At 67.7% G+C, this 14,664-nt stretch carries 13 protein-coding genes; 8 read left to right on the forward strand and 5 right to left on the reverse strand.

What is annotated here, in order from left to right:
• Positions 1-37: 37 nt before the first annotated feature.
• Both ugpQ and ACF8ML_RS03120 read left to right on the forward strand, forming a co-directional pair.
• Positions 38-802: a glycerophosphodiester phosphodiesterase gene (ugpQ, locus tag ACF8ML_RS03115; protein WP_047326549.1), complete on the forward strand. Its 765-nt coding sequence runs from the start codon at positions 38-40 to the stop codon at positions 800-802.
• A gap of 150 nt (positions 803-952) precedes the next feature.
• Positions 953-3,370, forward strand: a complete 2,418-nt coding sequence (locus tag ACF8ML_RS03120; protein ID WP_047326752.1) for a DUF3772 domain-containing protein — start codon at positions 953-955, stop codon at positions 3,368-3,370.
• On the opposite strand, the gene ACF8ML_RS03125 is transcribed toward ACF8ML_RS03120, so the two are convergent.
• Positions 3,367-4,272: an N-formylglutamate amidohydrolase gene (locus ACF8ML_RS03125; RefSeq protein WP_047326548.1), complete on the reverse strand. Its 906-nt coding sequence runs from the start codon at positions 4,270-4,272 to the stop codon at positions 3,367-3,369. The genes ACF8ML_RS03120 and ACF8ML_RS03125 overlap by 4 nt on opposite strands.
• Positions 4,272-5,264 (reverse strand): tripartite tricarboxylate transporter substrate binding protein BugE, encoded by a 993-nt coding sequence (locus tag ACF8ML_RS03130; RefSeq protein WP_016445661.1) that lies wholly within the window; start codon positions 5,262-5,264, stop codon positions 4,272-4,274. Before ACF8ML_RS03130 ends, ACF8ML_RS03125 begins: the two co-directional genes overlap by 1 nt.
• A 140-nt stretch (positions 5,265-5,404) precedes the next feature.
• Here ACF8ML_RS03130 and ACF8ML_RS03135 point away from each other — a divergent pair, with 140 nt between their 5' ends.
• On the forward strand, positions 5,405-6,328 hold the full coding sequence (locus ACF8ML_RS03135) for a LysR substrate-binding domain-containing protein (RefSeq protein WP_016445660.1): 924 nt from the start codon (positions 5,405-5,407) through the stop codon (positions 6,326-6,328).
• A 55-nt stretch (positions 6,329-6,383) separates the two neighbouring features.
• Here the strand turns inward: ACF8ML_RS03135 and ACF8ML_RS03140 are convergent, their stop codons facing one another.
• Positions 6,384-6,659: a hypothetical protein gene (locus ACF8ML_RS03140; protein WP_016445659.1), complete on the reverse strand. Its 276-nt coding sequence runs from the start codon at positions 6,657-6,659 to the stop codon at positions 6,384-6,386.
• A 72-nt stretch (positions 6,660-6,731) separates the two neighbouring features.
• On the opposite strand from ACF8ML_RS03140, the gene hemA reads away from it, so the two are divergent.
• From hemA to ACF8ML_RS03165, 5 genes are all read left to right on the forward strand, one after another.
• Positions 6,732-8,057: a glutamyl-tRNA reductase gene (gene hemA / locus ACF8ML_RS03145; protein ID WP_017405531.1), complete on the forward strand. Its 1,326-nt coding sequence runs from the start codon at positions 6,732-6,734 to the stop codon at positions 8,055-8,057.
• Positions 8,058-8,182: 125 nt separating this feature from the next.
• Positions 8,183-9,265, forward strand: coding sequence for a peptide chain release factor 1 (prfA, locus tag ACF8ML_RS03150; RefSeq protein ID WP_016445657.1), 1,083 nt, complete (start codon positions 8,183-8,185; stop codon positions 9,263-9,265).
• A gap of 10 nt (positions 9,266-9,275) precedes the next feature.
• Positions 9,276-10,133, forward strand: a complete 858-nt coding sequence (gene prmC / locus ACF8ML_RS03155; protein ID WP_016445656.1) for a peptide chain release factor N(5)-glutamine methyltransferase — start codon at positions 9,276-9,278, stop codon at positions 10,131-10,133.
• Between the two features lie 116 nt (positions 10,134-10,249).
• A complete protein-coding gene (grxD, locus tag ACF8ML_RS03160) occupies positions 10,250-10,573 on the forward strand; it encodes a Grx4 family monothiol glutaredoxin (protein WP_012207276.1) in 324 nt (107 codons plus the stop codon).
• A gap of 212 nt (positions 10,574-10,785) precedes the next feature.
• Positions 10,786-12,159, forward strand: a complete 1,374-nt coding sequence (locus ACF8ML_RS03165) for a hemolysin family protein (RefSeq protein WP_016445655.1) — start codon at positions 10,786-10,788, stop codon at positions 12,157-12,159.
• Between the two features lie 52 nt (positions 12,160-12,211).
• Here ACF8ML_RS03165 and ACF8ML_RS03170 read toward each other — a convergent pair whose 3' ends face one another.
• Both ACF8ML_RS03170 and ACF8ML_RS03175 read right to left on the reverse strand, forming a co-directional pair.
• Entirely contained in the window at positions 12,212-12,865 is a 654-nt protein-coding gene (locus ACF8ML_RS03170; protein WP_016445654.1) for a lytic transglycosylase domain-containing protein, read from the reverse strand.
• Positions 12,862-14,607 (reverse strand): proline--tRNA ligase, encoded by a 1,746-nt coding sequence (locus ACF8ML_RS03175; RefSeq protein WP_034364041.1) that lies wholly within the window; start codon positions 14,605-14,607, stop codon positions 12,862-12,864. Before ACF8ML_RS03175 ends, ACF8ML_RS03170 begins: the two co-directional genes overlap by 4 nt.
• Between the last annotated feature and the right edge of the window lie 57 nt (positions 14,608-14,664).

Genomic DNA, 14,664 nt, shown 5'->3' on the forward strand with positions numbered 1-14,664 from the left:
TTTTCCATCCAAGCTCCCTTCTTTTGACGGACTCGCCATGACCGAGAACCTGAAATCCTGGCCCTACCCCCTGTGGGTGGCCCACCGTGGCGCCGGCAAGCTGGCGCCCGAAAACACCATGGCCGCTTTCCGCCTGGGCGCCGCGCACGGCTATCGCATGTTCGAGTGCGATGCCAAGCTGTCTGCCGACGGCGTGCTGTTCCTGATGCACGACGCCACGCTGGAGCGCACCACCAACGGCCATGGCACGGGCGGTGACCTGCCCATGGGCGAGATCGCCCAGCTCGACGCCGGCAGCTGGCATTCGCGCGCCTACGCGGGCGAAGCCCTGCCCACGCTGGAAGCCCTGGCGCGCTGGTGCCTGGCCAACCACTTTTTCCTGAATGTGGAGATCAAGCCGACGCCGGGCCAGGAAGAGGCCACGGGCCGCGCCACGGGCGAGCTGATGAACCGCATCTGGCCCCAGGACCGGGTCCCGCCGCTGTTCACCTCGTTCAAGACCGATGCCCTCAAGGGCGCACGCGACACGGCGCCCCACATTCCGCGCGGCCTGCTGGTGGACAGGCTGGCAGACGCCACGGGCGACGCCGACCTGCGCACCGCGCTGGAATTGGGCTGCGCAGCCATGGTGCTCAACCACGCGCTGTGGGATGCAGCCCTGGTCGCCAAGGTGCATGGCGCGGGCCTGCGCTGCAGCAGCTACACGGTCAACGACGAATGGGCCGCACAGCGCCTGATCGACCTGGGCACGGACGGCGTCATCACCGACCGTGTCGATATGTTCAGTCCCGCATCGCGCTGAGACGGCTGCCGGCTGGCGGGGCCGGACCTTTGGAAACAACCGCTGCAGCGGCCCGCCGCACAATGTGCGTCCATGACACCGCCCTGCAGCCCTCTTCCGCAGCGCCCCACGTGGGCACAGGCCCTTCGCCCATGCATGGCCATCTGGCTGATGGCTCTGGCGATGCTGCTCCTGTCTGCACCCGGCCCGGCCCTGGCCCAGGACGGCGCCACAGCCGCGGGCGCGACCGCAGAAGACGGCCGGCCCGCCCTGCCCAGCGTAGACGATCTGCGCAAGCAGCTGGACGCCATTCCCCGCAAGCTGGCCGAGGACGATGACGGCCGCAAGCTGCTGGACGAGGCTGCAGCCATTGGCACGGCAGCCGACCAGGTGGCGGCCCGCCGCACCGAGGAACTGGCCGATATCGATTCGCGCCTGGCCGGCCTGGGACCGGCGCCCGAAAAAGGCGCCCCCGCCGATGCGCCCGATGTGGCCGAGCAGCGCGCCAGCCTGGCCAAGCAACGCAGTGCCGTGGATTCCGAACTCAAACTCGCGCGGCTGGTGTCGGTCGATGCCGACCAGCGCGGCAACGAGCTGATACGCCAGCGCCGCGAACAGTTCCAGGCCGCGCTGACGGCCCGCACCGATTCACCGCTGGGCCGCCCCTTCTGGCGCAATCTGAGCACCGCCGCGCCCCTGGACGCGGCGCGCCTGCAGGGGCTGGGGCGCGAGCTGCGCCAATCGGTGAGCTCCACCTTGGCCTCCGATCGCCGGGGCGGCTTTATCGCCAGCCTGGCCGCTGCCTTGCTGATCGCCCTGCTCGGCCCCTGGCTGGCCGAGCGCCTGCTGGTGCGCGCCGCGCCCGCACGCCTGCCCAGCGGCCGCCTGCGCCGCTCGCTGCGCGCGGCAGCCACGGTGGTGATCAACACGCTGCTGATCGGCCTGGCGGCGCAGCTGGCCTGGAGCGTGCTCAAGGCCGGCGATGGCTTCAGCGAATCGCTGGACGCGCTGGCCAAGGCCAGCGTGCAGGTCACGCTGTTCGGCGCCTTCGTGGTGTCGCTGGGCCAGACCCTGCTGTCGCGCAAGCGCAGCTCATGGCGCCTGCCCGGCGTGTCGGACGAGCTGGCCGAGCGGCTCAGCCCCTACCCCTGGTGGATTGCGGCAGGTGCCGCGATCAACGGCCTGGTGACCGAGGTCAACGCCATCATCGGCGCCAGCCTGGCCGCCGAGGTCACGGTGCACGCCCTGTCGGCCCTGCTGATTTCGGCCGTGGTCATGCTGGCCCTGCGGCATCTGCGCGCGCCGGCGCCAGTGGCGCAGGAAGACGGCGCCCAGGCGGAGCCCGCGCCGCCCCGGCCCTTGTGGGTGGGACTGCTCGTGGCCTGCGCGGCGGTGGCCAGCATTGCCACCATTGCACTGGCCGTGACCGGCTATGTGGCGCTGGCCGGCACGCTGGCACGCCAGATGGTGTGGACCGGCGTGGTCTTTGCCACCACCTACCTGCTGTTCCAGCTGGGCGACGATCTGTGCGAGGCCCTTCTGTCGTCCAAGGGCAGCTTCGGCACCCGGCTGAACCAGGGCCTGGGCATCGAGGGGCGGCTGCTGGACCAGGCCTCGGTCCTGGTCTCGGGACTGTTGCGCGTGGCCCTGCTGTTCTACATGGTGATCGCCCTGCTGGCCCCGCTGGGCACGGGGCCGGACGAGGTGTTCCGCCGCGGCAGCACGGTGAACCACAGTCTCAAGGTGGGCGACTTCACCATGGCGCCGCAGGCCCTGTTCACCGCATTCGCCGTGATCGTCACGGGCCTGATCGTGATCCGCGTGATCAAGCGCTGGTTGACGGACCGCTACTTCCCCAACACCTCGCTGGAGCCTGGCATGCGCAGCTCCATCACCACGCTGCTGGGCTATGTGGGCGGCATCTTCGTGGTGGCCGTGGCGCTGGCGGGGCTGGGCATCAGCGTGGAGCGCATCGCCTGGGTGGCCAGCGCGCTGTCGGTGGGCATTGGCTTTGGCCTGCAGGCCATCGTGCAGAACTTCATCTCGGGCCTGATCCTGCTGGCCGAGCGGCCCGTCAAGGTGGGCGACTGGGTGGTGCTGGGCGATACCGAGGGCGACGTGCGCCGCGTCAACGTGCGCGCGACCGAGATCCAGCTTGGCGACCGCTCCACCGTCATCGTGCCCAACTCGGAATTCATCACCAAGACCGTGCGCAACATGACGCTGGCCGGCGCGCCCGGGCGGGTGCTGCTGCGCCTTCCCGCACCGCTGGACACCGATGCCGAGCGCATGCGCACCCTGATCCTGGAAGCCTTTCGCGCGCATGAAGGCATCCTGGACACGCCCGAGCCTTTGGTGCAGCTCGAAGGCATCGCCAACGGCACGCTGACCTTCCTGGCCATCGGCTACGTCGGCAATCCGCGCAATGCGGGTGGCGTGCGCAGCGATGTGCTGTTCAGCATCCTGGCCTCGCTCAAGGGCGCAGGCCTGTACCTGTCGCCACCGGCCACCACCTCGGTGGCGGCACCCGTGGTGACAGGTACGCCGGGCACGCCGACCATGCCCGGTGATCCGGCCAGCCCGGCCTAGCCGCGCCTTGCCATTTCCGATCGCACATGCGCCGCGACCACGGCCATCAGCTCACGCAGATGGCCGCGCAGCGGCTCGAATCCCGCATTGGGCTCGCGCGTGTCCTCGTCCATGTAGACCGGGCGGCGGATCTCGATCTGCAGGCTGTGCCGGCCCAGGTGCGGCTGGCCTATGCGCCCGATCAGCTCCACGCCCTTGTAGGGCTCGTTGTAGGCCACGCTATAGCCAAAGCCCGCCAGCGTCTCGCCCACCAGCTGGATGAACTCGGGCGCGCAGGTCGTGCCGTCGCGGTCGCCCAGCACGAAGTCGGCCAGCGGCGGCGCGTCGGTACGGCCCAGGCGCTTGTAGACATCGTTGGGCATGGAGTGCAGGTTCAGGTGCCAGACGCCGCCAAAGCGCTGCACGCTGCCACCGATGGCCTGCGCCAGCGCCGCATGGTAGGGGCGCCAGTAGCGCGCGATGCGGTGCTCCACCTCGGCCACCGTGCGCGGACGGTCATACAGCGGCGTTGCCACGCCGTCGCGGCTGATGCGCTGCCAGATCAGGCCCAGGCCCTGGCGCGTCTTGACGCTGGGCGCCAGGGGCACGGGCCACTGGCCGTCGATCTGGGCCGGGTCCAGGTCGGCCTCGCTGCGGTTGGGGTCGATGTAGGTCCGCGGAAAGGTGGCCTCGATCAGCGTCGCGCCATGCGCGGGCCACCGGTCCCAGAGCGCGGCCACATGCGTGTCCTCGCCACGGCGCAGCAGGGACATGGGCACGGCATGGCCGAAATCCTCGGGATAGGAGGTGCCGCTGTGCGGCGAGTCGCAGACGATGGGCAGCGCCTCGCCCATTGCGGGATGCACCACGACCGGGGTGTCCGGCCGGGGGCGCAGGAAATCCGACTGTGCCATGCGGTCCATCAGTCGAGCTTGATGTTGGCGCGCTTGGCCACGGCCGTGTAGCGCTCGATGGCGGCCTTGATCTGCTTGGCGAATTCCTCGGGCGTGTTGCCCATGGACTCGCCCGAGATGGATTTTTGCTTTTCCAGGTAGTCAGGCATGGCCATGGCCTTGTGCGCGGCGGCATTGAGCTTGTCGATGATGGGGCGCGGCGTGCCGGCCGGCGCAACCAGGCCGAACCAGCCGCCATCGCCCATCTGCGCAAAGCCCAGCTCGGTGTACGTGGGCACGTCGGGCAGCACGTCGGCGCGCTTGAAGGCCAGCACGGCCAGCGGGCGCAGCTTGCCGTCCTTGATGTGGGGCAGCGTGGAGGGCAGGTTGTCCGTCATGGCGTTGACCTGGCCGCCCAGCGCGTCGGTGATGGCCTGGCCCGCGCCCTTGTAGGGGATGTGCAGCAGGTCGATGCCCGCCAGGTTCATGAAGTTCTCGATATTGGCGTGGCCCAGCGAACCCGTGCCCGGCGAGGCAAAGCTGTACTTGCCCGGATTGGCCTTGGCCAGGGCGATGAACTCCTTCATGGTCTTGGCGGGCACGCTGGCGTTGACCACGAATACGCTGGGCACCGACATCACATTGGTGATGGGCGCGAAGTCCTTGATCGGGTCATAGGGCAGCTTGCGGAAGATCGCCGGGTTGGAGCCGTGCGTGCTCACGGTGGCCATGCCGATGGTGTAGCCGTCCGGCGCGGCACGCGCGATTTCGGAAGCGCCGATGGAGCCGCCGGCCCCGCCGCGGTTGTCCACCACCACGGACTTGCCGAGGATCACGCTCATCTTCTCGGCCAGCAGGCGCGCCACCATGTCGGTGGAGCCACCGGCTCCGAACGGCACGACCAGGCGGATCGGACGGCTGGGATAGTCGGCCGCCGGGCCCTGGGCCCAGGCGGCGGGAGCCAGAAGAGCGGTGGCGGCGCAGGCGGCCAGGCTGGACAACAGGGTGCGGCGCATTGCCATGGGATGTTTCCTATCTTGGTTGGGGGTGGCGGCAAAGCACGGGCTCTGCGGAACAGGCGCTGATTCTGGACAGCCGCCGCACGCGCGAAAAGAGACAAGACGGCAAGCAACCATGACCAACCGTCATAATTGCGCCCGTCATGCGCATGCACTCCCCCTCGCTTTCCGAGCTGCACGCCTTCGCGGCGGCCGCGCGCCTGGGCAGCTACTCGCTGGCGGCCCGGGAGCTGTATGTCACCCAGGGCGGCATCAGCCGCGCCATCGCCCGGCTGGAAGAGCACTTGGGCTTTGCGCTGTTCGAGCGCCAGGGCCGGCGCAGCGTGCTGACCGAAGCCGGCCGCGAATACCTGCAGGCCGTGGAGCCCGCCGTACACGCCATCGAATCGGCATCCGCGGCCGCACGCAGGCGCCACTTCGGCCCGCAACTGCGCCTGTCGGTGGTGCCCACGCTGTTCAGCCATTGGCTGATTCCGCGCCTGCCGCACTTCAACGCCCTGCATCCGGGCATCGCCCTGTCGTTCGCGCCCTATCGGCGCGACGATCCGCTGTCGGCCGCCGAGATAGACGGCTGGCTGCGCGTGGGCAGCGAGCCCTGGCCCGCCCATGTGGTGGCCGACTATGTGGTGGGCCGCGATCTGGTGCCCATCTGCCATCCGAGAGAACTGCAGGGCCCGCGGCCCATCCGCAGCCCCCGGGACGTGCTAGCACGCCCGCTGCTGTTCCACACCAACTATCCGGGCAACTGGGCCCGCTGGATGTCCCATCTGAACCTGCCCGGACCCTGCCCCGCACCGGCAGCCGACTTCGAGCTGGTGGCCCTGCTGGTACAGGCCGTGGCCGCCGGCATGGGCGTGGCCCTGGTGCAGCGCTGCCTGGTGGAGGAAGACCTGGCCGCCGGCCGCGTGGCCCTTGCCTTGCCTGCGCCCGTCCACATCGAACGCGGCTACTTTCTGTGCCGTCCCGCCACGCGGGCACCTTCCGAAGCCTTTGCGCAGTTCCGCGAATGGCTGCTGGAGCAGGCCGCGCCGGGCGCCGTGCCTCCAGCCGCAGTCTCAGGCCCCTGATCGCCAGGAGAAACGCCCTCTTCCGTTGATCTGCATCAATCTTTGCTGTCAGCCATCAGCGCCAGCCGCGTGAAAACACCCACTGGCAAAGCGCCATCACCACGACCAGCGCAGCATAGGTGGCCATCTTTGCATCGCGCCCGAACCACCACAGCCCCGCCAGCAGCACCAGTGCACCAACAATGAAATTGATAGCAACCTGTGACCACCAGGCCATGGATTGCTGCGATTTCCCATAGATCAAAAGCGCGCACAACATCAGGGCCGGCGACAGGAAAAGTGCAGGCGCCAGGAAGTTCAGCCAATGATTCGTACTCGCAATCCATCCCATCTGCGGGCTCCGATTCCAGGGTGTTGTGATCAGGGATGCCTGAAACTGCGCGAAATTTTATAATCCCGGGTTATGGCAGTCTGGGCACTCGGCATCAACCACCACACGGCTCCGCTCGATATGCGGGGACGTTTCGCGTTCGCGCTCGACCAGATCGTGCCCACGCTGCAGGGTCTGCGCGAATCGCTGACCGGCCCGGGCCGCCAGCACAGCGCCGTCGAGACCGCCATTCTCTCCACCTGCAACCGTACCGAGATCTACTGCGCGGCCGAAATGCCGGCCATGGACCATACGCTGCACTGGCTGGCCAACAGCGGCGGCATCTCGTCCGAACTGCTGCGCTCGCACTCCTATCTGCTGGAAGACGGCCATGTGGCGCGCCATGCCTTCCGCGTGGCCAGCGGGCTCGATTCCATGGTGCTGGGCGAGGCCCAGATCCTGGGGCAGATGAAGAATGCCGTGCGCGCCGCAGAGAACGCAGGCGCCCTGGGCAGCACGCTGAACCAGTTGTTCCAGCGCAGCTTCGCGGTGGCCAAGGAAGTGCGCAGCTCCACCGAAATCGGTGCCCACAGCATCAGCATGGCCGCTGCCGCCGTGCGGCTGGCAGGCCAGCTGTTCGAAGACCTCTCCCAGATCCGCGTGCTGTTCGTGGGCGCGGGCGAGATGATCGAGCTGGTCTCCACCCACTTCGCGGCCCGCCACCCCAAGCAGATCATGATCGCCAACCGCACGCTGGAGCGCGGCGAAAAGCTGGCCGCCCAGTTTGGCGCCGGCACCATGCGGCTGGCCGACTTGCCCGAGCATCTGCATGAATACGATGCCGTGATCAGTTGCACGGCCTCCAGCCTGCCCATCATCGGCCTGGGCGCCGTGGAAAGCGCGCTCAAGAAGCGCAAGCACCGCCCCATGTTCATGGTCGATCTGGCCGTGCCGCGCGATATCGAATCCGAGGTCAAGGACCTGCGCGACGTCTACCTCTACACCGTGGACGATCTGGCCACCGTGGTGCGCACGGGCCAGGCCCAGCGCCAGGCGGCGGTCGAGCAGGCCGAAGTCATCATCGACCACGGCGTGCAAAGCTTCATGCACTGGCTGGACCAGCGCCGCCCGCAGGCCGGCGTGGTGCCGCTGATCCGGCAGCTCAACACCCAGACCGACGAATGGCGTGCGCTGGAGATTGCACGGGCCAAGAAGCTGCTGGCCAAGGGCGAGGACATAGACACCGTGCTGGAGGCCCTGTCGCGCGGCCTCACGCAGAAAATGCTGCACGGCACCCTGGCCGAGCTGCACAAGGGTGACGCCGACCAGCGCACCCAGACCATGGACACGGTCTCGCGCCTGTTCCTGCGCTCCGCGCCAGGCGGTCCGCGCGGCACGACTCCCGACAAGGCGCTCTAGCGGCGCTCGCCCCCTTCAGAGAGCCGCGCGCCCGCGGGTCTCTGGCGCCTCGGCCCACTTCCGGCCACCTCGTTCCCCCGCCGCAGCGCTGCCCCGCGCAGCCCTTCGCACCATCGCCTCACACCATGCAAGACTTTCTGCGCCAACAACTGGAGCGCTACGCCCAGCGCCTTGAAGAACTCGACTTCCTGCTCTCGCGCGAAGACATCATGGGCGACATGAAGCAGTACCGTGCCATCTCGCGCGAGCATGCCGATGTGACGGCCATTGCCGGCCGCTATGCACGCTACCGCCAGCGCGAGGCCGATCTGGCCTCTGCCAGGGACATGCTGGATGATCCCGACATGGAGGAAATGGCGCGCGAGGAAATCTCCGGCGCAGAGATCGAACTGGTGCAGCTGGAAGATGAACTGCAGCGCCTGCTCCTGCCCAAGGACCCCGACGACGCGCGCAACGCCTACCTGGAAATCCGCGCGGGCACGGGCGGCGATGAATCTGCCCTGTTCGCAGGCGATCTGGCACGCATGTACACGCGCCACTGCGACGCCGTGGGCTGGAAGGTCGAGATCATGAGCGCCAACGAAAGCGAGCTGGGCGGCTACAAGGAAGTGGTGCTGCGCGTGGAAGGCACCGACGTCTATGGCCGCCTGCGCTTCGAATCCGGCGGCCACCGCGTGCAGCGCGTGCCTGCCACCGAGACCCAGGGCCGCATCCACACCAGTGCCTGCACCGTGGCCGTCATGCCCGAGCCCGACGAAACCCAGGCCATCACGCTCAACCCGGCCGACCTGCGCATCGACACCTTCCGTGCCAGCGGCGCCGGAGGCCAGCACATCAACAAGACCGACTCGGCCGTGCGCGTGGTCCACCTGCCCACGGGCATCGTCGCCGAGTGCCAGGACGGCCGCAGCCAGCACAGCAACAAGGCCAAGGCCCTGCAGGTGCTGCAGGCGCGCCTGCAGGAAAAAGAGCGCAGCGAGCGCGAGGCCAAGGAGGCCGCGCTGCGCAAGGGCCTGATCGGCAGCGGCGACCGCAGCGACCGCATCCGCACCTACAACTTCCCCCAGGGCCGGCTCACCGACCACCGCATCAACCTCACCATCTACAAGCTGCTGGCCGTGATGGAAGGCGACCTGGGCGACGTGCTCGACGCGCTGCAGGCCGCACGCGAGGCCGAACTGCTGGCCGAGCTGCAGGTCAACAGCTGAGGCGCGGGCCATGGCCAACCTACCCACCATCAAAGAGGCTCTGCAGCACTCCCAGGCCCAGGGGCTTGCGCGCATCGACGCGCAAATGCTGCTGCTGCATGTGCTCGGACGCCAGGCCGGCGGCCGCGCCTGGCTGCTCACCCACGACGGGGACGCGCTGACCGCGCCCCAGGCCGGCGTCTATGCCGCGCTGTGCACACGCCGACTGAGCGGGGAGCCCGTCGCCTACCTGGTGGGCCACAAGGAGTTCTACGGGCTGGATCTGGCCGTGGACGCACGCGTGCTCGACCCTCGCCCCGATACCGAAACCCTGGTGGACTGGGCGCTGGAGCTGATACCCGCCCAGGCCCCGAGCGGCCCCGCATGCCGTGTGGCGGATCTGGGCACCGGCAGCGGAGCGATTGCCCTGGCCCTGCAGAGCCAGCGTCCCGGCGCCACCGTGTGGGCCGTGGATGCCAGTGCCGACGCGCTGGCCGTGGCCAGCGCCAATGCCACGCGCCTGCAGCTGGGCGTGCGGTTTGCGCATGGCAGCTGGCTGGAGCCGCTGGCAGGCCAGGCGCCGTTCAACCTCATCGTCAGCAATCCGCCCTATATCCGCGACGACGATCCGCACTTGCTGGCGTTGGAGCATGAGCCGCTGTCGGCTCTGGCCAGCGGCGCCGATGGCCTGTCCGACATCCGCGCCATCGTCGCGCAGGCGCCTGCGCTGCTGGCCAGCGGCGGCTGGCTGCTGCTCGAGCATGGCTGGGACCAGGCCGATGCCGTGGCCACCCTGCTGCGCAGCGCCGGCTTTGAGAGCGTGCAACACCGCCACGACCTGGGCGGCATCGCCCGCTGCACGGGCGGGCAATGGACAGCGCAAGCCTGAGCTCGGGTCCGGGCGCAGCATTCCCGCATGCTTTCAAAGTCCGCGCCGAGAGTGAAATAATCCCATCCATGCCGCCGCGCCTGCGGCGCCCACCACGACCCCGGAGCACCACACAGATGAGCGACACCCAGCAACGCATCGACCAACTGGTCAAAAGCAACAACATCCTGCTGTTCATGAAGGGCAGCGCCAGCTTTCCCATGTGCGGTTTCTCGGGCCGCGCCATCCAGATTCTCAAGGCCTGCGGCGTGGAGACCAAGGACATCTCCACCGTCAACGTGCTCGAGGACCAGGAAATCCGCCAGGGCATCAAGGACTACAGCAACTGGCCCACGATCCCCCAGCTCTACGTGCAGGGCGAGTTCATCGGCGGCTCGGACATCATGATGGAGATGTACGAATCCGGCGAGTTGCAGCAGCTGCTGGCACCCAAGGCCTGAGTTCGTAGGCTTGCGACTCGCGCGCAGCAACCCGCCTGCGCCCGCTGCTGCGCAGAATCAAGCCACCTTCGGGTGGCTTTTTTTCGCCCGTGCCGGACTGCCAGCGCACTGCCCGGGCATGCCACAAGGCCAGGGGCATGTGATGTGTGGTCGAATGGACACATCTTTCACATCCGGAAAACCGCGCCTGCGCCCGCTTCTCCGCCTTGCCTATGAGTCTGTCCCAAAGTCTGCTGTTGATCGTCGCACTGATACTGACCAGTGCCTTCTTCTCCGTGGCCGAGATCTCGCTGGCCGCCTCGCGGCGCCTGCGGCTTCGGCAGATGGCGGAGGACGGGGAGCCACGCGCCGAACAGGTCATGAAGATGCAGGCCCAGCCGGGCGAGTACTTCACGGTCACGCAGATTGGGCTGAATGCCGTCGCCATCCTGGGCGGCGTGGTGGGCGAAGGGGCATTGACGCCCTATCTGGCCGAATTGCTCATGCTCTGGCTGCCCGAGAGCCGGGCACAGACCGTGGGCTTTCTGCTCTCGTTCGCCACCGTCACCTCGCTGTTCATCCTCTTTGCCGACCTGCTGCCCAAGCGCCTGAGCATGGCCGAGCCCGAAGCCCTGGCCATCCGCGTGCTGCGCCCCATGCTCTGGTGCATGGCCGTGCTCAAGCCCCTGGTCTGGTGCTTCAACCACCTGGCGGACGCCGTTGCCAAGCTCTTAGGCCTGCCCACGGTGCGCGACGACCGCATCACGCACGAAGACATCCTGGCCATGACCGAAGCTGGCGCGCGCGCCGGCGTGCTGGCCGCGAAGGAGCAGCAGGTGATCGCCAACCTGTTCGAGCTGGACTCGCGCACCATCGGCTCGGCCATGACGCAGCGCGACCGCATCGCCTACTTCCACCGTGACGACCCCGACGAACTGATCCGGGTCCGCATTGCCGAAGAACCTTTTTCCACCTACCCCGTCTGCGATGGCGACATCGACCACATCGTCGGCTATGTCGATGCCAAGGACCTTTTCCAGCGCGCGCTGAACAACCAGCCCCTGTCGCTCATGGACGACTCCCTGGTCCACAAGGTGCTGGTCGTGCCGGACCGCCTGACGCTGGCCGAGGTGCTGGAGCAGTTTCGCCAGGTGCATGAGGACTTTGCCGTCATCGTCAACGAATACAGCCTGGTGGTCGGCGTGGTCACGCTCAATGACGTGATGAGCACGGTGATGGGCGGCCTGGTCAGCCCGGGCGACGAGGAGCAGATCCTGCGCCGCGACGAGAACTCTTGGCTGATCGACGGCGTCACGCCGGTCGAGGATGTGATGCAGGCCCTGGAACTCGACGAGCTGCCCCACGCCGAGGACTACGAGACCCTGGGCGGCTTCCTCATGGTGATGCTGCGCCGCATTCCCAGGCGCACCGACACCGTGCAATGGGGCGGCTACCGTTTCGAGGTCATGGACGTGGACAGCTACCGCATCGACCAGGTGCTGGTCACGCGCATGTCCGCCAGCAGCCCGGCCGCGCCGCCCAACGCCGGCGACACGGCAGCGGCCGTGGCCAAGGTATCCAGCATGTCGTCGGAGACGTCGTCCTGACGGGCAACGCAGAACAGCAGCCGCGCAGCCGCTCGGCGGCGCTTCGCGGCCCTCAAGCCGAGCGCGAGGGCTCTATCTCCCAGCGCCGCTGCGCAGCGAACACCGCATTCGGGTACTGGGGCTGTCCCCGGCTGCCGTTGTAGCGGCCCAGCGCCATGTAGGCATCGCCTTTTTCGCGGTCCAGATAGTGGCGCAGGATCACGCAGCCAAAGCGCAGATTGGTCTGCATGTGAAACAGCTTGCCGATGTCTCCATCGCCGATCAGCCGCATCCAGAACGGCATGATCTGCATGTAGCCGCGTGCACCCACGCTGGAGATGGCGAACTTGCGGAACGCGCTCTCCACCTGCACCAGCCCCATCACCAGAGAGACTTCCAGGCCGGCACGCTTGGACTCGTACCAGACGGTTTGCAGGAACTCCAGCCTCGTCGCCAGCTCCGGCTTGCGCGAACGCAGGCGCTCGCTGCTGGCCGTGAGCCAGCGAAGGTAGTCCAGCCGGGCCTCGGTGGAGGCAAAGCGCAGCTCGGGCGGCGCCGATCCAGTGACGGCGGAACTCAGCGCAGTGCGCACCGAATCGGCCAGCGGCTCCTCCAGCTGGCCACCGGCCCAGGCGGGCGCGGCCAGCCCGCCGAGCAGCGGTGCCGAGCCCAGCGAAGCCGCCAGGCGCAGGCAATCGCGTCGCGTCACCACGGGCGCCTGGCTCACAGGCCCAGCCTTTGCTTGAGATGGCCCAGCACATCGGCGGCGGCCAGCTTGGTCGCTTCCGTGTCGCGGCGATGCTGGTACTCGAGCTGTCCTTCCTTGAGGCCCCGGTCGGACAGCACCACGCGGTGCGGCACGCCAATCAGCTCCCAGTCGGCAAACATGGCGCCCGGACGTTCGCCACGATCGTCCAGGATCACGTCCACACCCAGTGCCAGCAGCTCGGCATGCAGCTTCTCGGCAGCTTCCTTCACGGGTTCGCTGCGGTCCATGCCGATGGGACAGACCACCACGGTGAAGGGCGCAATCGCGTCGGGCCAGATGATGCCGCGCTCGTCATGGTTCTGCTCGATGGCTGCAGCGGGCAGGCGCGTCACGCCAATGCCGTAGCAGCCCATTTCAAACAGCGAGGGCTTGCCGTTCTCGGCCAGGAAGGTGGCGTTCATGGCCTGGGAGTACTTGGTACCCAGATAGAACACATGGCCCACTTCGATGCCACGCTCGATGGCCAGCTCGCCCGCACCATCGGGCGACTTGTCGCCAGCCACCACGTTGCGCAGATCCGCCACCACATCAGGCTCGGGCAGGTCGCGGCCGAAGTTCACGCCGGTGATGTGGAAGTCGGCCTCGTTCGCGCCGCAGACCCAGTCGGCCATCACGGCCACCTCGCGGTCCACGACCAGCTTCACGGGCTTCTTCAGGCCGATGGGCCCCAGATAGCCGGGCTGGCAGCCGAAGTGCTCCTCGATCTCGGCCACAGTGGCAAAGCGGAAGCCCACGTCCAGGCCCGGCACCTTGGCCACCTTGATCTCGTTCATTTCATGATCACCGCGCAGCAGCAGCAGCCAGATCTGGCTGCCTGCGACCTCGCCCTTGTCGTCGAGCTTGTCGGTGGCCAGCACCAGGGACTTCACCGTCTGCGACAGCGGCAGGCCCAGCTGGGCTGCGACAGATTCGCAGGTGCTGTTGCCGGGCGTCGCCACCTTGGTCATCGCCTGGGCCGCAGCGGGACGGGGGCCCGCAGGCGCCAGGGCCTCGGCCTTTTCGATATTGGCGGCATAGTCGCTGCTTGGGCAGTAGACGATGGCGTCCTCGCCCGTGGAAGCGATGACCTGGAATTCCTCGCTCAGATCGCCGCCGATGGCACCGCTGTCTGCACGCACGGCACGGTACTGCAGGCCGAAGCGGTCGAAGATGCGCTTGTAGGCCGCGCGCATGGTCTGGTAGCTGACCTGGGCCGCATCACGGTCCTTGTCGAAGGAATAGGCGTCCTTCATGATGAACTCGCGGCCACGCATCAGGCCAAAGCGCGGGCGGCGCTCGTCGCGGAACTTGGTCTGGATCTGGTAGAAATTCTTGGGCAGCTGCTTGTAGCTCTTGAGCTCCTGGCGCGCAATGTCCGTCACCACCTCTTCGCTGGTGGGCTGGATCACGAAGTCGCGGCCATGGCGGTCCTTGATGCGCAGCAGCTCGGGGCCCATCTTCTCGAAGCGGCCGGTCTCCTCCCACATCTCTGCAGGCTGGACCACGGGCATGGTCACCTCCACGGCACCGGCACGGTTCATTTCCTCGCGCACGATGGCCTCGACCTTGCGGATCACGCGCAGCCCCATGGGCATGTAGTTGTAGATGCCTGCACCCAGCTTCTTGATCAGGCCGGCCCGCGTCATGAGCTTGTGGCTGACCACTTCGGCGTCGGCCGGAGCTTCCTTGAGGGTGGAGATGAAAAATTGGGAGGCTTTCATGGATCAGGGGCTTCGCGGGAATCGGGGCAGCGTGCTTGCCGCTGGCAAGGCACCGTG

The organism is Delftia sp. WSY_10, assembly GCF_043104705.1.
GTDB lineage: Bacteria > Pseudomonadota > Gammaproteobacteria > Burkholderiales > Burkholderiaceae_C > Comamonas > Comamonas tsuruhatensis.

Coding starts and splice junctions, on each gene's coding strand:
- ACF8ML_RS03125 (WP_047326548.1), bottom strand. CDS start 4,272: ATGGACCGCATGGCACAGTCGGATTTCCTGCGCCCCCGGCCGGACACC.
- ACF8ML_RS03130 (WP_016445661.1), bottom strand. CDS start 5,264: ATGGCAATGCGCCGCACCCTGTTGTCCAGCCTGGCCGCCTGCGCCGCC.
- ACF8ML_RS03165 (WP_016445655.1), top strand. CDS start 10,786: ATGAGTCTGTCCCAAAGTCTGCTGTTGATCGTCGCACTGATACTGACC.
- ACF8ML_RS03120 (WP_047326752.1), top strand. CDS start 953: ATGGCTCTGGCGATGCTGCTCCTGTCTGCACCCGGCCCGGCCCTGGCC.
- grxD (WP_012207276.1), top strand. CDS start 10,250: ATGAGCGACACCCAGCAACGCATCGACCAACTGGTCAAAAGCAACAAC.
- ACF8ML_RS03175 (WP_034364041.1), bottom strand. CDS start 14,607: ATGAAAGCCTCCCAATTTTTCATCTCCACCCTCAAGGAAGCTCCGGCC.
- ugpQ (WP_047326549.1), top strand. CDS start 38: ATGACCGAGAACCTGAAATCCTGGCCCTACCCCCTGTGGGTGGCCCAC.
- ACF8ML_RS03140 (WP_016445659.1), bottom strand. CDS start 6,659: ATGGGATGGATTGCGAGTACGAATCATTGGCTGAACTTCCTGGCGCCT.
- hemA (WP_017405531.1), top strand. CDS start 6,732: ATGGCAGTCTGGGCACTCGGCATCAACCACCACACGGCTCCGCTCGAT.
- prmC (WP_016445656.1), top strand. CDS start 9,276: ATGGCCAACCTACCCACCATCAAAGAGGCTCTGCAGCACTCCCAGGCC.
- ACF8ML_RS03135 (WP_016445660.1), top strand. CDS start 5,405: ATGCGCATGCACTCCCCCTCGCTTTCCGAGCTGCACGCCTTCGCGGCG.
- prfA (WP_016445657.1), top strand. CDS start 8,183: ATGCAAGACTTTCTGCGCCAACAACTGGAGCGCTACGCCCAGCGCCTT.